Origin of the sequence: Ruegeria sp. HKCCA4008, assembly GCF_013033125.1 — a bacterium.
In the GTDB taxonomy this organism is placed as follows: Bacteria; Pseudomonadota; Alphaproteobacteria; order Rhodobacterales; family Rhodobacteraceae; genus Ruegeria.
Genome location: NZ_WQDM01000002.1, coordinates 702422 through 722209, shown reverse-complemented (window position 1 = coordinate 722209; position 19788 = coordinate 702422). Strand labels below are relative to the sequence as shown.

16 protein-coding genes are annotated in these 19788 nt (G+C 58.3%); 9 read left to right on the top strand and 7 right to left on the bottom strand.

Annotated elements, in window-relative coordinates:
- Window positions 1-14: 14 nt before the first annotated feature.
- Window positions 15-1799 carry a NapC/NirT family cytochrome c gene (locus GOW60_RS07770; protein ID WP_171228834.1) on the bottom strand — a complete coding sequence of 595 codons (1785 nt, stop codon included), beginning with the start codon at window positions 1797-1799 and terminating at the stop codon, window positions 15-17.
- A gap of 124 nt (window positions 1800-1923) precedes the next feature.
- Window positions 1924-3600, bottom strand: a complete 1677-nt coding sequence (locus tag GOW60_RS07765; protein ID WP_152460364.1) for a cytochrome D1 domain-containing protein — start codon at window positions 3598-3600, stop codon at window positions 1924-1926.
- A gap of 245 nt (window positions 3601-3845) precedes the next feature.
- On the opposite strand from GOW60_RS07765, the gene GOW60_RS07760 reads away from it, so the two are divergent.
- Complete coding sequence (locus GOW60_RS07760) at window positions 3846-5042, top strand: NnrS family protein (RefSeq protein WP_171228833.1); 1197 nt, start codon at window positions 3846-3848, stop codon at window positions 5040-5042.
- Between the two features lie 18 nt (window positions 5043-5060).
- Here GOW60_RS07760 and GOW60_RS21105 read toward each other — a convergent pair whose 3' ends face one another.
- Window positions 5061-6173, bottom strand: a complete 1113-nt coding sequence (locus GOW60_RS21105; protein WP_254443853.1) for a Hint domain-containing protein — start codon at window positions 6171-6173, stop codon at window positions 5061-5063.
- 267 nt (window positions 6174-6440) lie between these two features.
- Here GOW60_RS21105 and GOW60_RS07750 point away from each other — a divergent pair, with 267 nt between their 5' ends.
- The 6 genes from GOW60_RS07750 to GOW60_RS07725 are packed head-to-tail and all read left to right on the top strand — an operon-like array spanning window position 6441 to window position 11860.
- Window positions 6441-6890 carry a cytochrome c gene (locus GOW60_RS07750; protein WP_152460362.1) on the top strand — a complete coding sequence of 150 codons (450 nt, stop codon included), beginning with the start codon at window positions 6441-6443 and terminating at the stop codon, window positions 6888-6890.
- A gap of 16 nt (window positions 6891-6906) precedes the next feature.
- Complete coding sequence (locus tag GOW60_RS07745; RefSeq protein WP_152460361.1) at window positions 6907-8274, top strand: cbb3-type cytochrome c oxidase subunit I; 1368 nt, start codon at window positions 6907-6909, stop codon at window positions 8272-8274.
- A 5-nt stretch (window positions 8275-8279) separates the two neighbouring features.
- Window positions 8280-9089 carry a CbbQ/NirQ/NorQ/GpvN family protein gene (locus GOW60_RS07740; protein ID WP_371419757.1) on the top strand — a complete coding sequence of 270 codons (810 nt, stop codon included), beginning with the start codon at window positions 8280-8282 and terminating at the stop codon, window positions 9087-9089.
- A gap of 8 nt (window positions 9090-9097) precedes the next feature.
- Window positions 9098-11020 (top strand): nitric oxide reductase activation protein NorD, encoded by a 1923-nt coding sequence (locus GOW60_RS07735; RefSeq protein ID WP_171228832.1) that lies wholly within the window; start codon window positions 9098-9100, stop codon window positions 11018-11020.
- Window positions 11017-11565, top strand: a complete 549-nt coding sequence (locus GOW60_RS07730; protein WP_171119350.1) for a cytochrome c oxidase subunit 3 — start codon at window positions 11017-11019, stop codon at window positions 11563-11565. The genes GOW60_RS07735 and GOW60_RS07730 overlap by 4 nt, the downstream gene beginning before the upstream one ends.
- A 4-nt stretch (window positions 11566-11569) precedes the next feature.
- On the top strand, window positions 11570-11860 hold the full coding sequence (locus GOW60_RS07725; protein ID WP_171228831.1) for a cytochrome C oxidase subunit IV family protein: 291 nt from the start codon (window positions 11570-11572) through the stop codon (window positions 11858-11860).
- A gap of 54 nt (window positions 11861-11914) precedes the next feature.
- Here the strand turns inward: GOW60_RS07725 and hemA are convergent, their stop codons facing one another.
- A complete protein-coding gene (gene hemA / locus GOW60_RS07720; protein WP_171228830.1) occupies window positions 11915-13138 on the bottom strand; it encodes a 5-aminolevulinate synthase in 1224 nt (407 codons plus the stop codon).
- Between the two features lie 187 nt (window positions 13139-13325).
- Here hemA and GOW60_RS07715 point away from each other — a divergent pair, with 187 nt between their 5' ends.
- Window positions 13326-14018: a Crp/Fnr family transcriptional regulator gene (locus tag GOW60_RS07715; protein ID WP_171228829.1), complete on the top strand. Its 693-nt coding sequence runs from the start codon at window positions 13326-13328 to the stop codon at window positions 14016-14018.
- Window positions 14019-14224: 206 nt separating this feature from the next.
- The gene (locus tag GOW60_RS07710) at window positions 14225-15232 is read left to right on the top strand and encodes a D-cysteine desulfhydrase family protein (RefSeq protein WP_171228828.1); all 1008 of its coding nucleotides are present in this window, start codon (window positions 14225-14227) and stop codon (window positions 15230-15232) included.
- An 85-nt stretch (window positions 15233-15317) separates the two neighbouring features.
- Here the strand turns inward: GOW60_RS07710 and GOW60_RS07705 are convergent, their stop codons facing one another.
- The 3 genes from GOW60_RS07705 to GOW60_RS07695 all read right to left on the bottom strand — a co-directional run bounded on the left by GOW60_RS07705 (window position 15318) and on the right by GOW60_RS07695 (window position 19759).
- The gene (locus GOW60_RS07705) at window positions 15318-18686 is read right to left on the bottom strand and encodes an AAA family ATPase (RefSeq protein ID WP_171228827.1); all 3369 of its coding nucleotides are present in this window, start codon (window positions 18684-18686) and stop codon (window positions 15318-15320) included.
- 143 nt (window positions 18687-18829) lie between these two features.
- Window positions 18830-19207: a VOC family protein gene (locus GOW60_RS07700; RefSeq protein WP_171228826.1), complete on the bottom strand. Its 378-nt coding sequence runs from the start codon at window positions 19205-19207 to the stop codon at window positions 18830-18832.
- Between the two features lie 3 nt (window positions 19208-19210).
- The gene (locus tag GOW60_RS07695) at window positions 19211-19759 is read right to left on the bottom strand and encodes a thioredoxin family protein (RefSeq protein WP_171228825.1); all 549 of its coding nucleotides are present in this window, start codon (window positions 19757-19759) and stop codon (window positions 19211-19213) included.
- Window positions 19760-19788 lie beyond the last annotated feature (29 nt).

The window sequence follows — 19788 nt, the reverse complement described above, 5'->3', positions numbered from 1 at the left end:
CCGGCCCCGATCCGTTACTGTTTGACCACGTTGATGAACGCGCTGTCATCATCCAGCGCCAGGCTGGTATTCAGCGTCACGTGGTGGAACCGTGCGGCGGTAAAATCGTCGTGGATGGCAAAGCCAACGGTATAGGTCTTGCCTGCCTCCAATGGCACATCACCGGGCGCGCCCGAATTCAGGGGGCGCGTAAACACCACGGTCCACATGCCACCGGACAGTTCGGCCGTTGCGGCGATTTCACCATCATTGACCACGCGCTGCTCCAACAGATAGCCATTGGTGGCGCTTCCGTCGGCGTAGACACGCATCAGGTCAAGATAGGTGCCGTCGGCCAGATACTGCTCGATCTGTTCCTCGGCCTTCAGCTTGTCCCAGCCCCCCAGGGCCTTGCCGCGGCGACCTTTGACCTCAACATCCGTGCGGCTTTCGCTGATGTATTTGGTAACGGTGTCCGTGGCATTGAGGCGACCGGCAACATCCGCATTGGCGGCGATCGCATCTGCTTCGGGCGCAAAAGGCATATAGGTGTTGTCGGCGTGGCACGAAGCCCAGCATCCCACCTGATCGCCCAGCTCGATACCAGTGCCGGTAATCATCATAGCAACCTTGATCTGGTTGTCCGGGTCCATCTTGCCGCCATCGACGAACGGGACAGGGTTGTGACCCGCGTCCGGCCATTGCAGGCGAATGTACAGGTTTTCGTCGTCATGCGCCGCCTGAACGGTTGCGTCGATGACACCGCGTTTGCCCGGAATCGGGGTCGGTTCCAGATCTCCACCCGCAACGATCTTGTTGCCTATGGTGTCCAGTTCCTTGGCGTGACAGGTGGTGCACTGATCCCCGCCTTTGGTCAGGGGGCGCGCGCCACCATGGAACTTGCCGTTCTGGACCCATTCAAACGAGGCCTGTCCGGGGTAGAAGAGTTTCAGATCCGCCGCGGCCACTGCGTTCCAGTCGATGTTGGACCCAACGTCGCTTGCTCCGCCAGAGGGCGCCGCGGCGTCTTCACCGGAGGTTTTTGCGCGTTCTTCTTCCAAAGCAGCGTCAACAGCCGCTGCGATCTGGGCCTGAACGGCCTCTTGCTGAGCCTTTTTGGCGGCTTTTTCTGCTTCTGCTTCAGCGGCCTCTTTGGCTTCGATCTTTTCGAGACTGGCCAAATATTCCGGAGGGATGGGCCGGATGAAGTCCGGGTTCGGTGCTTCAAGCTTTTCCAGATACTCCTCGTCCGCCCGGTCGCGTGCATCCGAGTGTGCAATCCCCTTGTGGCAGTCGATACAGGTCTGTCCGACAGTCATCGCATTGAGGTGCTGCTGACGGGCGCGTGGTTTCTGGAATTCGGGCATCATCGATTCGAAATCGTGACAGTTGCGGCATTCGCGCGAGTCTGTGGCCTTCATCCGCTCCCATTCGTTCATGGCCAGATGTACACGTTTGGCCTCGAACTTTTCACGGGTGTTGATGGTACCGACCATCTTGCCATACAGCTCTTTGGACGCCTTGATCTTACGGATCATCTTATGTGTCCAGTCTTTGGGAACGTGGCAGTCGGAACAGACAGCCCCCACACCCGAACGGTTCACGTCATGGATCGTGCCGGTATATTCTTCGTAGACAAAATCTCGCATCTCGTGACATGAGATGCAGAATTCCTTGGTGTTTGTGGCTTCCATTGCGGTGTTGAACCCGCCCCAGAAGATGATGCCGGCGGCAAAGGCCCCGGCGATACCGGCCACAGGCATTCCCCATAGGAAATACCGGCGCCAGATCGGTTTTTTCTTTTCCGGTTCGGAGGTCATATCCGGGCTCCGTTTTGGCTGTATTGTCTGGCCCTTGGTGGCAGGCCGGTGAGTTTGGCTGATGACTCAAACAAGGAAAGGGCGGGCGAGGGGCCCGCCCTTTCCTGTGGTCGTCCTGACCTTGTCAGGTGACGTGGTTCGACCGGTTGTAGACGTTGAACTTGCCGGTCGGGGCATAAAGCCCGTCGATGCGGCCGATTTCTTCCAGCGTCTTCGCGTCGAAGATCACGATCTGACCATTGGGTTCCTTCGAGTCCGACAGGTTCCACTTGGAAACCCATACCTCGGTACCGTCAGCGTTGAATTCGAAGTGAACAGCGGCGCTGCCTTCGTCTTCAGTGATCTGGATCGTCTTCACGATTTCGCCGGTTTCTTTCGAAATGACCTGCACGGATTGCTGCACTTCCGGTTCCGGATGCTTGGTCTGGTCAGCCCAGATGTAATCCGAGTTCGGGTGGGTGCGGACGAACAGGCCGGGGCCGTCGGTTTCCACTTCGTAGCAGACTTTCCAGGCGTCATCCGGACGGTTTTCAGGATCGTTGCCCCAAACGGTCACGGTACCGACACCAAGGTGGGTTGTGCCTGCCACAGGGCCACAGTTCGGGTCGACCCAGTTGGCGCCCGGACCAGGGTGCGGCAGCGCGGCTGTGTCGATCATCGCCTCAAGCTTGTGGGTTTCGGTATCGACAACCACCATCTTGTTCGACGCGTTTGCGGCGATCTGGAAATACCGGCCTGTCGGATCGAAGAACCCGTCATGCAGGAACTTGGCGCTGTCGATCTTGTCGATCCGAAGGTTGTCCAGATCGGTGTAATCGACTTGCCACAACTGTCCCAGTTCTTTCACGGCAACGATCCAGGTGGGTTCATTCGGAGTGGTGTAGATGGCTGCCACACGGGCTTCTTCCACATACTCACCGTCGACGTTCACGCCGCGGGTCGATACGACCTTGACCGGTTCCATGGTCTTCGCGTCAACGATAGCAAAGTGCGGCGGCCAGTAGCCACCACCGATGACGTATTTACCATCGCCGGAAACGGCGACGTCACGGGCGTCATATGCAATCTTGACTTCGGATACCAACATCTTGTCCGGCGTCTGCCAAAGGTCGATCTTGGTCATCTTGCCGTCGCGACCCATTGTGTACCAGAAGCGGCCGGGGTGTTCCGGCTCGGTCAGGCTGTGGTGTTCGGACGCTTTCAGAACGTGCACTGCGTAGCCAGTGGGGATGTGGGTCAGCACCTCTTTGGTGTCGCCGTCGATCACGGCCACCTTGCCTACGTCACGTTCGATGACGACAAAGAAGTTTTCCCAGTTGCGGCCGTGCAGCGGCTCGGTCGGATAGTCCTCTTCTTCGACATAGACCTTACGCGTCGCCATCATCTGTTCCAGCGACATTTCAGGTGGTTTTGGCGGCTCCATCATGATGTAGGTCGCCATATCCTTGATTTCCTGCTCGGTCATGATGTCCGAGAAGTTGTTCATGCCGCCTTCGGTTCCCCAGGCGATAATCTTTTCAAGGCGTTCCTGCCCCAGTTGCAAGGTGCCGCCTTCGGTTACAGTGCCGTCGGCTGCGGTCTTCTTCCAATGCGGTTCCAGGTTTTTACCCGTGGCACCTTTGCGCAATACGCCGTGGCAGCCTGCGCATTGTTCGAAATAGAGCTGTTTAGACGATTCAAAGGCTTCTTCGCTCAAAGTTGGCTCTTCGGCGAAGGTCGGAGCAGCGACGCTGCCCAACAACATTGCCAATCCGACCCCTAAGGCGCGGCCGGGTTTGTTGTAGCTGATTCCAAGTGACATGATCACTCTCCATATGCGTGGTGAGGCGGTGTCGAGAGTGAAACATCACGTGGATGTCATCCTTGACCAAAGTCAACGGCAAGGGTGCAGACAAAGCACTTTGGAAAGAAAACACAGATCAAAACCCCCAATAAATCTTGTGTTTCTCACACATGTTTAAGCCCAGTCTTGATTTTGGTTAAGGGCGCCGGGTCATGCGGGCACTACACATTGTTCAACGGCGGGAAAAGCTATGGAGAGCAGGCATGACAGCTGTAATCGCGCGTGTTTTCAGTGAAGGGTTCCGGGTCTTTTTTCTTTCGGCGGGTCTTTACGGTATGTTTGCAGGAGTCGCGTGGGGCTTATGGTTGGCGTCGCTCGACGGACTGATGCCCTACATGGAACAGAGTTACGCGATGCCCCCGGTGATGTGGCACGCGCATGAGATGATTTTTGGGTATGCAACGGCCGCCTTGGGGGGGTTTTTTCTAACCGCCGTGCCGAACTGGACCGGTGCGCCCGAGGCGCGGGCCCGCTTTATCACGCTTGTCGCATTGATCTGGATGGCCGGGCGTCTGGCGGTCTGGTTTTCCGGAGTGTTGCCACCCTTGTTCGTCGCACTCGTGGACCTGAGCTTTGTTCCCATTCTGGCGCTGAAGATTGCCAGTCAACTGGTTCGTCGGCCCAAGCCCCAGAATATGGTGTTTCTGTATCTTCTGGTTCTGATGTTGACCTCGAACGTTATGGTTCATTTGGAATGGATGGGGGTCACGGTGGATACGCTGAACACCGGCATTCGGGCCGGGCTTTTGACCTTGTGTTCGATGATCGCGATCCTGGGTGGCCGGATTACGCCGGCTTTTACACGCAATGCCATGAAAAGAGCGGGTCAACCCGAAGCATCGTGGCCGGTATCCGTGGCCAGGCTGGACAGGGCGACGATGATTCTGGCGCTGTTGCTGCCCCTGCTTGTGCTTGCACTTGATGTCGGGCCTGTTGCGGGGGCCGTTGCATTGGTGATGGGCTGTGTTCAACTGATGCGCATGGCGCGTTGGAGAACAGGCTGGGCCTTGCGTCAACCGATCCTGGTCGCGCTGCATCTGGGTCTCGGGATGCTGGCGCTGGGTCTGATTCTCTGGGGGTTGGCGGCCATCGGGATGGGAAATGAGATCGGCGCGCTCCACGTTCTGGGCATTGGTTGCGTTGGTGGCATGACCCTTGCCGTAATGAGCCGCGCCGCCTTGGGCCACAGCGGTCGCCCCCTTGTCGCGCCAAAGCCCATGGCGATTGCCTATGGCTTGATGGCGGTTGCAGCGCTTGTGCGTTGGCTGGGATCCGACATGACAGGAGGGTACATGACGGCGATGCTGACAGCGGATGGATTTTGGATCGCGGCAATGGGTCTGTATCTGTTTGCCATGTGGCCTGCCCTGACCGGCCCCCGCGCCGTGCAACAGCCCTGACGCCTGTTCGGGCGGCGCTTATCGTTCATCAACCAGAGGCCGCGCGTTCTTGATATGACGATGGACCAAGGCACGAGCGCGTTTCCCTTTTTCCGGTATCCGTCGTGCGGCCAGCGGAACGTAATTGCGCTGATCTAATTCAGGGAACAATTCAAGAATTTCCGCCCGTGCGTCCGGGTGAACACTGGACAAGGCCTGCGCACCGGTGAGCAGGCTTTCGGAAGGTGCGCCTTCCGCATAGATGATCTCGTGACGGTCGAACAAAAGATGGACATAGGTCACGGCACGAGTGTCATCAACGATTGAAATGCCGGGCACGCCGACAAGAATGTGAGCAGGAACAAGAACCTCTTCGGCGTCGAACATTCTGACGGCAATCGGCGACCGGACCAGCATACGGTGTTGCGGTGACACGAAAAGATCACGCTGGGGCAAGTGATCGCCCAGTGACCCGGCCTCGATCCGGATGGGCTTCAGCCTGGGACGGGCGCGAAGCGCCGCCTGATCCAGATGTCGCGTGCCGATCCAGCGTATGTGTTGCGGTCCGTTGTCGGCGGTGACGACCACGTCACCCACCTTCAAATCCTCGATGGACCTCGGACCTTTTGGAGTCATTATCAACGTTCCGGCTACGAAGCACGGCACGTCAATGATAGTGGTCGGATCAGTTGTGTCAGGAGCATTGGTCGGCGTAACATTCACGATGTTCATCGAGTATGTCGTGCCGGGCACAAGGGGTTCAGAGGTTATGTAACCACCCAAAGTTCCGTCAACTTCCACACGATAAACTGTAATCGTACCCCCGCCTGGTTTGGACAGAATATAGGATTCTTCCAGGTAAATTGGGCCACTAAGAAAGGTGGTCGAGCCATCAAGGGTGGTGATGGTGCCGGTCTGCGTCAGATCATCGCCGTCTTCGTTGTCGAAGCGGTCACCGTTGAAAACATCGCCAGTATCGACAATGGGTGGTCCGCCGCCGTTTTGAATAAATCCACCGGCTGCGTCTGTCACGCTGAACAAACGACGATCCGTGTCAGGATCAAAATTGACATCCAATGTAACCGTATCCGGCCCAATCGTATTCACCGTGATTACGCCGGGCGTATAACCGATGTAGGAATAGTTTGCCATTTTCACCCATCACTCTTTGACACGGAATTTACACTTGTTCTCTCAAGCGCTTGGATAACTCTGCCATACTAAAATGTCGACGCGACATTCCTCACGATTGGTTCAGATATCAAGGCGAACCCCAGGCTTTTTCGTGGTTCTTGCTGTTTGTCAGGCATCTGACCTCGTTCCAGAGCATACTTGAGAAGTCTTGACTTTCGTTAAGGCACTCCCGCGTCCCGCCAGTCATGTTGCAGACACTAGCTAATCTGCGCAAAGGAGAGCGCAATGCGAGACGTCATGACAAAGAGCATGGCCCGCAATATTTTTTATGGCGGGTCACTGTTCTTCATTCTCATCTTTCTGGCCCTTTCGGCCCATTCCCACTGGTATATCGTCAATTCCGAAAATGCCGCAAAGCTGGATGACAGTGTGGTTCGGGGCAAGCATGTCTGGGAAAAACACGCCTGTGTGAACTGTCATTCGATTCTGGGTGAAGGGGCCTACTTTGCTCCGGAAGTCGGCAACGTGATGACCCGCTGGGGCGTGTTGGACGACCCGGAATCAGCCTTTGAATCCCTCAAGGGCTGGATGGAAGCACAACCGACCGGCATTCCCGGTCGTCGGCAAATGCCCAATTTCAACCTCAGCGACGAAGAACTCCGTGACCTGACCAACTTCCTGATCTGGACGGACAACATCGACGCGCAGGGCTGGCCGCCCAACGAGGCAGGCTGAGAAAGGGAACGAAACAATGAAATACGAATCCCAAAAAATCGCCTATGCCTACTTTGCGGTAGCCATGGCGTTGTTCGCGATACAGGTGATCGGCGGCCTTCTGGCCGGTTTCATCTATGTATTCCCCAATTTCCTGAGTGAGCTTCTGCCGTTCAACATCGTGCGGATGCTGCACACCAACTCTCTGATCGTCTGGCTGATCCTGGGTTTCTTTGGTGCGGCCTACTTCCTGATCCCGGAAGAAGCCGAGCGGGAGATCCACTCGCCCAAGCTGGCCTATCTGCAACTGATCATCCTTGTTGTCGGTACGTTGGGCGTGGTCGTTACCTATGTCTTCAACCTGTTCGAAGGCAACTGGCTGCTGGGCAAAGAGGGGCGTGAGTTCCTGGAACAGCCCAAATGGGTCAAGGCCGGTATCGTCGTGGCTGCATTGATCTTCCTTTACAACGTGTCGATGACCGTTCTGAAAGGCAAGAAGACAGCCATTACCAACATCCTGCTTCTGGGCCTTTGGGGTCTGGCGCTGCTGTTCCTGTTCGCCTTCTACAACCCGGGCAACCTGTCGCTGGACAAGCAATACTGGTGGTATGTCGTCCACCTGTGGGTCGAAGGTGTGTGGGAACTGATCATGGCCTCGATCCTGGCCTATCTGATGCTCAAGCTGACCGGTGTGGACCGTGAGGTGGTCGAAAAATGGCTATACGTCATCGTCGCCGCCGCGCTGTTCTCGGGCATCCTTGGCACGGGTCACCACTATTACTGGATCGGTACGCCTGCATACTGGCAGTGGATCGGTTCGATCTTCTCGAGCCTCGAGGTGATCCCGTTCTTTGCGATGATGGCCTTTGCCTTCGTCATGGTCTGGAAGGGCCGTCGTGACCACCCCAACAAGGCCGCGCTGCTGTGGTCGCTGGGCTGTGCCACTCTGGCGTTCTTCGGCGCCGGTGTCTGGGGCTTCCTGCACACGCTGCACGGGGTGAACTATTACACCCACGGCACGCAGATCACCGCAGCCCACGGCCACCTGGCCTTCTACGGCGCCTATGTCTGCCTCAACCTTGCGATCTTCAGCTATGCTATGCCGATCCTGAAGAACCGTGATCCCTATAATCAGGTTCTGAACATGGGCTCGTTCTGGCTGATGACCAGCGGCATGGTCTTCATGACCTTCGTGTTGACCTTCGGCGGCACCGTGCAGACACATATGCAGCGCGTGGTCGGAGACTACTTCATGGACGTACAGGACCAGATCGCGATCTTCTACTGGATGCGTCTTGGCTCCGGTCTGGTCGTTGTCCTTGGGGCGCTGCTGTTCATCTATTCGATCTGGGTTCCCCGCAAAGAGGTCATCGAACCCGGCGCAGCTGAAACCCCTGCGGAGTGATGGATATGGATGGCTCCATGAACCTGAAAGAGGGGGCGGCAAACGCCCCCTTCTACCTGCCCCAGGGCGATGAATGCGATGTCTTCACCGCCGCTTACAAAAACGACCTGCCGGTTCTGCTGAAAGGCCCGACGGGCTGCGGCAAGACCCGCTTTGTGGCCCATATGGCCGCGAAACTTGGCCGCCCGCTTTATACCGTGGCTTGCCACGACGATCTGGCCGCCGCCGACCTGATTGGCCGCTACCTGTTGAAAGGCGGAGAAACCGTCTGGGTCGATGGCCCTCTGACCCGCGCGGTGCGCGAAGGTGCGATCTGCTATCTCGACGAGGTGGTCGAGGCGCGCAAGGACGTGACCGTGGTGCTGCACCCACTGACCGACGACCGGCGCATCCTGCCGATCGACCGCACCGGAGAAGAGCTTGAGGCCGCGCCCGGTTTCATGCTGGTGGCGTCCTACAACCCCGGCTATCAGAATATCCTGAAAACCCTCAAACCCTCGACCCGGCAGCGGTTCATCTCGCTGGAGTTCGACTTTCCCTCACCTCAGATGGAAGCCGAAGTGGTCGCGCAGGAAAGCGGCCTGCCGCTGGAACGCTGCAAGCCGCTGGTGCGGCTCGCGGGCAAGCTGCGCGGGCTCAAGGGTCAGGACCTCGAGGAAGGCGTGTCCACCCGGCTGGTCGTCTATGCCGCGACGCTGATCGCGCAGGGCATGTCCACCGACCGCGCCATCCTTGCCGCCATGATCGAACCTCTGACCGATGACGAGGATATCAAACGCGGGCTCCTCGATCTTGTCACCGCCGTCTTTGGGTGAGGCCGGCGATGGTCAGGATCGACTTTGAGCCATGGGAACCCGAAGAAACCATCGGGAAACTGTGGCACACCCTTGCCAGCCGCCTCGATGCACCCCAGGTGCATGTTGGAGCCGCGGTCGACCTTTCCGAGGTCGCGGGGCGGCTGGCAGTCCTCTTTCGGGGGCTTGGGGGTAGTCCGGGCGTTGAATTGCGCCCGGTCTCACCCGAGGTTTCGCGCCACCGCCTGAGTTGGCGCCGCAAACTTGCAACCGAAGTGGAATTGATGCCGCGCGCCTCGTTCGACGGAGAGGTTTTGCGTCTGCCCGACCGTCTGGCAGTATTCCCCGCACGCGAGGCAAACGGCGCGCTCTATGTCTGGTTGGCCGCCGCCGCGGCCCATGCCGGAACCCGAATTGACGAAGATGATCCACTGCGTGCCGACCTGCGTGCCTTGATCGCCGCCCGGCACATGGTCGAGGCGACTCTGGACGATGCGCCTGGCTTGCGTCCGCTGTATACCGAGCTGTGCAAGGGCGTGCTGTATCAGCGCGACATCCCCAGCCTGCCGCCTGCCGAGGCCGCGGTTGAAGAACTGATCCTTCATATGCTGGGCGATCCCAAGCCCCTGTCGGATCAGGCCGAGCACCTTCTGGCACTTGACGACGATCTGATCGCCCCGCGCGGCTATCAGCCGATGCGTCCGGTTCCCCTGTGGCCGGAGTTGCGGGCAGTTGGGTTCTCGGAACACAACGAGGTTGAAAACCCCGATACCGAAGGCCCGCCAGAGGAATCCGGCGAAAAGACACACCGCGCCCGGCGCCGCAAATCGGATCAGGCCGAGCGCAGCGACAGTTTCATTCTGCACAAGTTCGAAGCCATCCTCAGTTGGGCCGAGTTTCTGAATATCAATCGTCGCATCGATGACGACGATCCCGACAACGCCAAGAAGGCGGCTGACGATCAGGAAGAGATCGGTCTTGGCCAGATTTCAAAGGCGCCGCCTACCAGGTTGAAGCTTCACCTTGATCTGGCACCCGAAGACGTCAACCGCGAACGCCTGTCAGGCCGTATTCTATATCCCGAATGGGACGTGCGGACAGGTCAATACCTGCCGGATCATGTGAACGTTCTGCTTTCGGATGCCGATATCCGCGGCGATGCTGCCGAGTTCGGCAAGGATCCGGCCACTGCGCGCCGCATTCGCGCCGTCAAGCGCCAATTCGAGGCGCTGCGCCCGGGGCGCGTGATGACCCGGGGCCATCTGGACGGGGATCAGCTGGACATGGAAGCCGCCGTTCGGGCGCAGGTTGACCGCTGCGCAAATGGTGAAGGGACGGAACGCGTCTGGATGCAATCCCGCCCCGAGGCCCGCGATCTGGCGGTGTCGATCCTGCTGGATGTCAGCCGATCCACCGAAAGCGCGGTCACAGGCCGCGCCGTGATCGATATCGAACGCGAGGCGCTGGCGGCCTTGGCCTGGGGCCTGAACGCTTGCGGTGACGATTTCGCCATTCATGCGTTCAGCTCCCTCAAGCGTCAGCGCGTGTATGTGCAGCGTTGCAAACGGTTTGACGAACCGATGGGAACCAAAGTTGAACAGCGCATCGCGTCGCTGCGCCCCGGACATTATACAAGGTTGGGCGCGGCAATCCGGCACTGTTCCTCAGATCTGGCCAGCCAGTCCCGCAAGCGCCGATTGCTGCTGGTTATCACCGACGGCAAGCCAAACGACCTGGACCATTACGAGGGGCGCCACGGCATCGAAGATACCTGCATGGCCATACGCGAGGCGCGCCGGGCCGGACAGTCGGTGTTCGGTGTTACCATCGATAAAACCGGCAAAAGCTGGTTTCCGCGCATGTTCGGGCAGGGCGGTTTCGCCGTCATCCCAGATCCGCATCGCCTGACCATGGCCCTGCCGCAGATCTATCGCCAGTTGGTCGGCGCATGAGTGATGCTTCTCTGATCGACGAATTGCCAGGCGAGTTCCTGATGTGGGTTCTGATCATTTCGGAACTGCTGGTCTTTGGCGCGGGGATGATCGCTTTCATGGGGGTACGTCTGACCGATCCAGCAGGTTTTGCCGAGGCGCAGTCGCATCTGCATCGCACGGGTGCGGCCTTGAACACCGCGGTATTGGTGACATCCGGCTATCTGGCCGCACAGGCGCTGCATTGGCGGCGGAACATGCAACGTTTGCGGGCCCGATTGGCGTTGATCCTTGCGGCGCTTCTGGGTGTCGTGTTCCTGATCATCAAGGGTGCGGAATACGCCGACAAGGCGTCTCAGGGGATAGGATACGAAACGCATCCATTCTTTCTGTTCTACTATATGTTGACCGGCTTTCATGCCGCGCATGTCCTCGCCGGGGTTGGAATTCTGTTGCTGGTGGCCTGGCGCGACGACCCCACTAGCGTCGAAGCGGGCGCACAGTTTTGGCACATGGTGGACCTGGTCTGGATCATGCTGTTTCCAGTGATCTATCTGTTGGGATAGTCAGATGGCCCAACCTTCATCTTTGACCAAAGAAGAACCTCGCCAAGGGCCGCCGAACCCTCTGACCCAGGCTTGGCTTGCGCTCTTGGCCCTCAGCGTGGGATCCGCGCTGCTGACCTTGATTGGCGCCCCATCTGCAATCATTGCTGGCGGTATCCTGTTGCTGGCGCTGATCAAGGCCCGCGTGATCCTGAAACACTACCTGGATTTGGAAAACAGCCAAAGCTGGCTGCGTGGGTTCACCATGGTGTTGACCGGATTTTCCGTAGTTGTTTTTGCGCTCTATCTGGTCTGAGGCAAAAAAATGCCGCCCCGAGAGGCGGCATAAGTCAAGCAAAGGGGGGGCTGGTTACTGAGCGGCCTGTGGGATCCGCGCGATCTGACAACGCTGCCAGAGCGCCGACAAGGCACCAACCAGATGATCGATATCCTCATCTGTGTGAACCGGCGACGGCGTGATCCGCAAGCGTTCGGTGCCCTTGGGGACAGTGGGATAGTTGATCGGCTGGATGTAGATGCCGAATTCTTCAAGAAGCGTATCCGAGATGAACTTGCACTTCACCGGGTCGCCCACCATCACCGGGATGATATGGCTGGGGTTCGGCAGATGCGGTATCCCTTCCGCATCCAGACGGGCGCGCACCTGATCCACACGGGCTTTTTGCAGATCACGCTCGGCGCTTGACTGCTTCAGATGCCGGATAGATGCGGCCGCACCGGCCGCGATCGAAGGCGGCAGGGCCGTGGTGAAGATGAAGCCGCTGGCAAAGCTGCGAACGAAATCGCACAGCGCGGCCGAGGCTGCGATGTACCCGCCGACCACGCCGAAGGCCTTGCCCAGCGTGCCTTCGATCACGGTCAGGCGATCCATCAGGCCTTCACGCTCGGCAATGCCACCGCCGCGCGGGCCATAGAGGCCGACGGCGTGAACCTCATCCAGATAGGTCATCGCGCCGTATTTGTCGGCCAGGTCGCAGATTTCCTTGATCGGCGCGATATCACCATCCATGGAATAGACGGATTCAAAGGCGATCATCTTGGGCGCGTCGGGGTCGGCGGCGGCCAGTTTGGCCTCCAGATCCGCAAGGTCGTTATGTTTCCAGATCACCTTCTGCGCCCGTGAGTGGCGGATGCCTTCGATCATCGAGGCATGGTTCAGCGCATCAGAGAAAACGATCAGACCGGGGATCTTCGCAGCCAGCGTTCCCAGAGCGGCCCAGTTTGATACATAGCCCGAGGTGAACAGCAAAGCGGCCTCTTTGCCATGCAGATCTGCCAACTCTGCCTCGAGCAGCACGTGGTCATGCGTCGTGCCCGAAATGTTGCGCGTTCCGCCCGCACCGGCGCCACAACGCTCCAGCGCATCGTGCATGGCGTTGATGACCGCAGGGTGTTGCCCCATACCAAGGTAGTCATTCGAGCACCAGATACGCACATCCCGCTGGATCGAACCATCGGTCTGGCGAGCGTTCGGGAAGGATCCGCAACGTCGCTGCAAGTCGATGAAAACCCGATAGTTCCCTTCATCTTTCAAAGCGTCGAGGCTCTGGCTGAAAAATCGCTCGAAATCCATCTGACATGCTCCCCGGATAACTGGCTGTGAACCGACCCTAGGGCAGCGACGGGCCCCGTGACATGACAATTGTCAAGTTGATCGTCAAGAAAAAGACTGGCACTGCCACGCCGGCTTTGGCATAGCAGGGCATTGGGGATGATATCCCGGGCCACCGCCCGGACTGGATGAAGAAGGGAGTGCCTTCATGTCACACGAGGCACAAAAGGCGATTGCGCGGCAGTCTCTGCTTCTGCGCAGCCTGCCGGATCAGCATGTGGATACTTTGCTGCGGCAAGCGATTTGGCGGCAATATGACCGTGGCGAGACGATCTTTCTGCAAGAGGAAGAAGCCAAGGCCGTGCACGTCGTGCTGGCGGGTTGGGTCAAGCTGTTCCGTATCTCTCCGACCGGGGCGGAAGCGGTGGTGAGCGTTTTCACCCGCGGAGAAAGCTTTGGTGAGGCCGTTGCGCTGCGCAACGTGCCGTATCCCGTGTCCGCCGAAGCCGTCTCAGCCTGTGAAGTGATGCACATTCCCAGCCCGGTGCTGCTGTCCCTGATGAAGGAAGACCCGGAAATCGGCGTTTCAATTCTGGCTGCGACGTTCACGCATCTGCATGCTCTGGTGGCGCAGCTGGAGCAGCTGAAGGCGCAAACCGGGGCGCAACGCGTTGCAGAGTTTCTGTTGAACCTGTGCGATCGCGAGTCCGGTCGCTGCGAGGTGGAACTGCCTTACGACAAGATGCTTATCGCCGGACGTCTTGGGATGAAGCCCGAAAGCCTGAGCCGCGCGTTTTCGCGGTTGAAACCCGTTGGCGTCAAGATCAACAGGAACCACGCGGATATCGCTGACATGGACGATTTGCGCAACTACGCCGAAAGCGACACCAGCGAGAGGTGATTGATCACCGGTGGCTGGACCCTTCGGCGCTGCAATTTCACGGAAAACCCGTTATCCGAAACTGGCTAGCTCCAACGCGGGCTTCAGTCGGACGCTTTTGCGCGTGACCGGCTGTCTTCCACGCTTTCCTAAACCTCACTATCCTGATCAGCAGTGCCATTCATCGGCACGAGTCTTTTGCATGAAAATGAAGGGGCACCTGGTCCATGATAGACGCAGCGCTTTCAAACTATCCCCGCGCAAGGTTGATGACATCGGTCACCCCGGTCGAACGGCTTGAGCGTCTTTCTGACCAATTGGGGCTGGATCTGTGGATCAAGCGCGACGACCTGACCGGGCTCAGCTTCGGCGGAAACAAGACCCGCCAGCTGGAATTTTATATGGGCGAGGCGCTGAGGCAGCGGGCGGACACCATCCTGATCACAGGTGCCGTGCAATCCAATTTCGTGCGCACTGCGGCAGCTGCGGCGGCAAAGCTGGGAATGTCATCCGTTCTTCAATTGGAAGACCGCGTGGCGAATATGGGAGAGTACTACCATCGATCCGGAAATGTTCTTTTGGCACAGCTTCTGGGGGCGGAACATATTGGCTATCCCAAGGGCGAGGACGAGGCGGGCGCTGACGGTGCTCTTCACGAACGCGCCGAGGAACTGATTGCCATGGGTCGAAAACCATACGTGATCCATCTGGGCATAGATCACCCACCGCTGGGGGCATTGGGCTATGTGGCGGGGGCGGCCGAGTTGCATACTCAGATCAGCGATTTCGACGCCGCAGTGGTGCCGTCGGGAAGCGGGGCAACCCATGGTGGGTTCCTGGCCGGATTGCGTTTGGTCGGACAGACTGCACCAGTCTATGGCATATGCGTTCGCCGTGATCGGAACCAGCAGCATATGCGTTTGCAAAAGGTCTTGGGGCGATTGGCGACCATGATGGGTTTCAACCCTGCTTTGGTCATGGAAGACATCTATACCTGGGACGGCGCCTTGGCACCCGGATATGGGCGGATCGGCCCCGCAACCCGCGAGGCGTTGACCCTGATGGCGCGCTCCGAGGGCATCTTTCTTGACCCTGTTTATTCCGCCAAAACCTTTGCAGGGCTTCTTGGGCTGCTTGAACAAGGCGCCATCGAAAAAGGCCAGAAAGTTGTTCTGCTGCACACGGGTGGTCAACCTGCGTTGTTCGGATACCAGGACGAGTTGCAACCGAGTTGAAACAGCGCAGCATTGCGCCTGTGGTCCTGTGGGGTGACAGGATGAACGCAAAGGTGTTGCCCGCCGAACGGGCCGGGTCAGTACCCTATGACACTTTCGATTGATTGAGCAAAGACATGGCCTGCGCGACATCGCGGGTCTGCGCGCCGCCAACGATCGTGGCCAAAATCTTTCCAAGATCAGGCGGCGAGGCCGGCGTGCAGCCAAAGCGGTCACAGGTTTGCACGTAATCCACCGCTGTGCGCAGTTCGAACATTCTTGCCTGCTGTTTGCGTGCGGTTTCCAGAGCCTCCGTGAACAGATCATCTGCGGCAGTGCCCATGGACCGCACCAACGCCTGTATCCGATCCGTCTCGGGCTGAGCCCAGGCTTCATTGGTCAGAATCTGCTGTTCGCGGGCTTCATCCAGCAGGCGCTGAGCCGCCTTCGGGTCGTTCGCCTTCAATGACGCTTCGGCAAGGGCCGTCAGGAACGCTGGCTTGTAGTTTCCGGCCCCGCTGGCCCACCAGGCTTCGGACGCGTCGCGCATTGCTCGGATCGTTTCCGGGCCTGGCTTGATCTGTGTGTCCGCCCAACACCGCCACACATTCGCCGTCAGTGTCATGAAGGGGAAGGTGTGTTTGGTCGCCAGTTCCTCAAGACGCGCGGCCACGTTGTAAACCTGTTCAGGTTCACGCCGCAACAGGTGCAGCATACACAGATATGTCAGGGTCTGTGCCAGGCTATGAGCGTGATTGAGTTTCTGCGCCGCCGAGATCGCCTGATGCTGAATCTCGAGCGCGCGGTCGGGTTCTCCGCGCAACCAGACCGTCATGCTCAGGAAGCAGGATGTAATGGCGGCATGATCCGTGCCGTAGACATAGGCAAGACGGCTGTGCTGCTGAGAATCATACAAGCGCAGCGCTTGTCGCAGATGTGCATAGGCGGCGTCCTGCTGCCCGATATGCAACAAGACGGCACCCATGGCCCGGTGGGCAATCATTATGTGATGCGTTTCGTCGGTCAGCTTGGACAGGTCCAGCAACTGCGCCGCGACGTCCCTGGCCAAGTCGTATTCGCCGCGGACCAGATGATACGCATAGAGACCATTGAGCACAGGGAACAATTGTTCGGTTTCGCCCAGCCGATTGCACAGGTCGCGGATCCGGGCATACACCGCCCCCGTTTCATCGGCCGCGATGCCAGCGGTCGAGCGCAGAACGCCGGCCCGCAATGTCTGGATCTTGGTTTCCATGCGGTCGCGGTCAACCGAGTCTTCCTGCTGTTCAAGCAACGCCAACGCACGCCCCAGCTGAGTGGCTGCTTCAATCCCGGCCGAGCGTTCAACGGCACGTTGTCCGGCCAGATACCAGTGCTCTATCGCTTCGTCCGGCATATCTGCCATCGTGTAGTGATGAGCCAGAATTTCCGGACCGGCAGAGTTTTCGTGCAACGAGGCAGAGTTCAGTGCTTGGACCACACGCGCATGCAGCGTTCGCCTCTCGCGTTTCAGCAGGCTGTTGTAAGCGGTGTCGCGAATGAGAGCGTGACGGTAACTGAACGTCTCCTCGGGCTCTGAGTCTGAAACGATCACGATCCCGGCATCCACAAGCAAATCCAGACCGGATCGCAACGCCCGTTCATCAAAACGGGACACACTTGCAATCATCGGATAAGAGAATTGCGGGCCAATGACAGCGCCGATCTGTGCCACTTCCTTGGCCGAGCTCAGACGATCGAGACGAGCCATCAAGGCATCATGCAGTGTCTTCGGCACAGTGGGTGATGGCGTGGACCGGTCGATCGTATAGGCGTCGGCGCGTTCGGTCAGAAGATCGGATTCCAGCAGATCCTTCGTCACCTCTTCTACGAACAGCGGGACGCCGTTGGATCTGGCAGCAATCAGGTGGTGAACTTCGTCCGGGACGGTCTTGCCCTTGGCAACGTCGTTCACGATCTCTTTGACCTGCGCGAAATCCAGTTGTTGAAGCGCGACGTGCATCAGGTTGTGCGATTGTGGCCAGTCCGTATCAAAGCCTATCCGATAGCTCATGACCATCAGCAGGCGCGCGTTCTCTATTCGGGTTACAAGCTGATCAAGCAGAGTCTTTGTCGTTGGATCGATCCAATGTGCATCTTCAAACAGCAACAGGGTTGGGGTTTCCTGCGCCAGGCCGATCACATGATTGACCAGCATGTCCAGCGTCTGCTTCATGATCTGCTCAGGGGTCAAGTCCAGCGGGCCAAGCCTGTCTTCAAACGGGACCGACAACAGTGCCGCAGCCAGTTTCAGAGACCCTTCAGAAGGATCACCCAGAACGCCGTGGATCTTGTTCAATTTTTCGTCCGCACTGTCACCGGCCCGCAGTTCGGCCGCGTTTTCAAGCTGGCGAATGATCGGGTACAACGCGCTTGCGTCATGAAAGGGCGAACACTGAAATCGAAGCTGTCGGTGTTTTGCGTCCGGGATCGTACGGCGAAGCTCTTCGATCAGCCTGGACTTTCCTATGCCCGCCTCGCCCGAGACCAGCACCACCTGACCTTGACCCTGACGGGCCAGCTTCCACTTGCTTTGAAGGGTTTCATGCTCCTGCGCGCGCCCGACCAATGAACTCATCCGGGCGTCGTCTGCCGCAAGAAAACGGCTGAGAGTCTGGCGCGTGCCGGTGACCTGCCAGGCTTCGACCTCTTTGGCAAAGCCTTTCAACTGAAACGTACCACGGCGAACATATTCGAACGCATCACCCGCCAACTCCCGTGTCGTCGGCGCGACGATCATTGTCCCCGGATCAGCCATCGATTGAAGCCGTGCGGCAAGGTTCGGGGTCTCGCCCATGGCGGTTCCATCCTCGAACATCTTCTCTCCCCGCAGGTCACCGACGACAACCAGGCCGGTCGCGATCCCTATGCGGACTTCAAGATGTGCATGCGTGCGGATTTCCGGAATTTCGCGAACGATCCTAAGACCTGCATGAATGGCGCGTTCCGGGTCGTCTTCATGCGCATGCGGAAAGCCAAAAAACACCATGATGCCGTCGCCATAGTAACTGGCGATATGCCCGTCAAAAGCGGCGACCGCAGCGGCGCAGGTCTCTTTGAACAGCCTCAGAACCTCGGCCAGATCTTCAGGGTCCAGCTTTTGCGATATCGCCGTCGATCCAACAAGATCGATGAACATGACCGTCAGCTGTCTGCGCTCTGCAATGATGTTGGGTTCTTGATGCGCGCGATGTAATCCCGCAGGCTGCCCGGTTTCATCCCGTATTGCTTTCAGAAAGCGGCGTCTGGGTCCAAGGGGCAGGCCGATCGTGACAAGGTCATCGTCGCTCAGTTCCGGCAGATCACCCAGTTCGACCTCGTGCCGGGAGAAGGCGTCGACATATTTGGACAAGCCGTTTCGGATCAGCCATTCATCTATGTCAACCATTTGACCACCATGCATGGCCGCGGCCAGGCCGATCCAAGCATTCCCCATTTCCCTCTGGTTGAAAGGACCAGCCCCGGGCGCAGTCCGGGAAAACACCACTCTATCAAGGACGACCCGCGAATTCCGGTCAAGTGTTCAATTTAAGGGTGAGGAAATTTCATTGCGCGAAACAGTATCGGAGCCTGCCATCTCTATTCGTCGGTCCGAAAATCGATGTGAATGTGATTGCTGTCCGGATCCCAGACGTTCAACTGAACGGTGTCGATCGCTGTCAGTTCCACACGGCGATAGGAGACGCCATTGGTTTCGAGATGCGCTTCGAACCGATCCAACCCTGTCGCCGAAAAAGCGAAATGCTCAAGCTTCAGGTCTGCGTCCGAACCCGTGGCCTCGGCCTCGACACCGACCAGATGCACGAAGGCGTTTTCTTCGACATAAAGCCAGGCTCCGGGAAAGGGGAAGGGTGGGCGTGGCCCGACCCGCATCCCCAGCACGTTGCAGTACCATTCGATCATCTCGTCCAAACGCGTGGTGCGCAGATTGACATGATCCAGTGACGTGATCCCCATGGCCTAGCCTCGGGTCCATTTGATCGAACATCCCATTGAGGGTGTCTGATCTTGGGGGCCTTGCCCGGTCTCGGCAATTTGCAGCATCGCATTGACCAATTCTGGTTCACGCTTGCCTGTCTTGCCGCGACCCAGATTGTCCAGACGGCCCCGGTACTGCAACTTTCCATCCGCATTCAAACCGAAGAAATCCGGAGTGCAGACAGCACCATAAGCCTTTCCTACGGATTGATCCTCGTCCACGAGATATGGAAAGTTGAAGCCGTTCTGCCGTGCAAATTCCAACATGTTCTGCGGCGAATCTTCGGCGTAATCGCGATAGTCGTTCGACATGACCGCCAACACGCCGATCCCCTTGGACATCAGCAGGTCCGTGTCCTGGGCAAGCCGGTCCGTGATCGTTTTGACATAGGGGCAATGATTGCAGATGAAGGCGATCAGCAACCCGTTTTGCAGGTGATCGGACATCTTGAAGGCCCGACCGTTCGGGTCTTTGAGCGTGAAGTCCGGGGCGTTCCAACCGAAATCGCAGACTGGAGTATCGAGCAGCATGATTGTCCTTTTAGTGACCAATTGGCATG

Bases quoted from the DNA above. Each gene is read 5' to 3' on its own strand.
- GOW60_RS07770 (WP_171228834.1), bottom strand. From the start codon at position 1,799: ATGACCTCCGAACCGGAAAAGAAAAAACCGATCTGGCGCCGGTATTTC.
- GOW60_RS07765 (WP_152460364.1), bottom strand. From the start codon at position 3,600: ATGTCACTTGGAATCAGCTACAACAAACCCGGCCGCGCCTTAGGGGTC.
- GOW60_RS07760 (WP_171228833.1), top strand. From the start codon at position 3,846: ATGACAGCTGTAATCGCGCGTGTTTTCAGTGAAGGGTTCCGGGTCTTT.
- GOW60_RS21105 (WP_254443853.1), bottom strand. From the start codon at position 6,173: ATGGCAAACTATTCCTACATCGGTTATACGCCCGGCGTAATCACGGTG.
- GOW60_RS07750 (WP_152460362.1), top strand. From the start codon at position 6,441: ATGCGAGACGTCATGACAAAGAGCATGGCCCGCAATATTTTTTATGGC.
- GOW60_RS07745 (WP_152460361.1), top strand. From the start codon at position 6,907: ATGAAATACGAATCCCAAAAAATCGCCTATGCCTACTTTGCGGTAGCC.
- GOW60_RS07740 (WP_371419757.1), top strand. From the start codon at position 8,280: ATGGATGGCTCCATGAACCTGAAAGAGGGGGCGGCAAACGCCCCCTTC.
- GOW60_RS07735 (WP_171228832.1), top strand. From the start codon at position 9,098: ATGGTCAGGATCGACTTTGAGCCATGGGAACCCGAAGAAACCATCGGG.
- GOW60_RS07730 (WP_171119350.1), top strand. From the start codon at position 11,017: ATGAGTGATGCTTCTCTGATCGACGAATTGCCAGGCGAGTTCCTGATG.
- GOW60_RS07725 (WP_171228831.1), top strand. From the start codon at position 11,570: ATGGCCCAACCTTCATCTTTGACCAAAGAAGAACCTCGCCAAGGGCCG.
- hemA (WP_171228830.1), bottom strand. From the start codon at position 13,138: ATGGATTTCGAGCGATTTTTCAGCCAGAGCCTCGACGCTTTGAAAGAT.
- GOW60_RS07715 (WP_171228829.1), top strand. From the start codon at position 13,326: ATGTCACACGAGGCACAAAAGGCGATTGCGCGGCAGTCTCTGCTTCTG.
- GOW60_RS07710 (WP_171228828.1), top strand. From the start codon at position 14,225: ATGATAGACGCAGCGCTTTCAAACTATCCCCGCGCAAGGTTGATGACA.
- GOW60_RS07705 (WP_171228827.1), bottom strand. From the start codon at position 18,686: ATGGGGAATGCTTGGATCGGCCTGGCCGCGGCCATGCATGGTGGTCAA.
- GOW60_RS07700 (WP_171228826.1), bottom strand. From the start codon at position 19,207: ATGGGGATCACGTCACTGGATCATGTCAATCTGCGCACCACGCGTTTG.
- GOW60_RS07695 (WP_171228825.1), bottom strand. From the start codon at position 19,759: ATGCTGCTCGATACTCCAGTCTGCGATTTCGGTTGGAACGCCCCGGAC.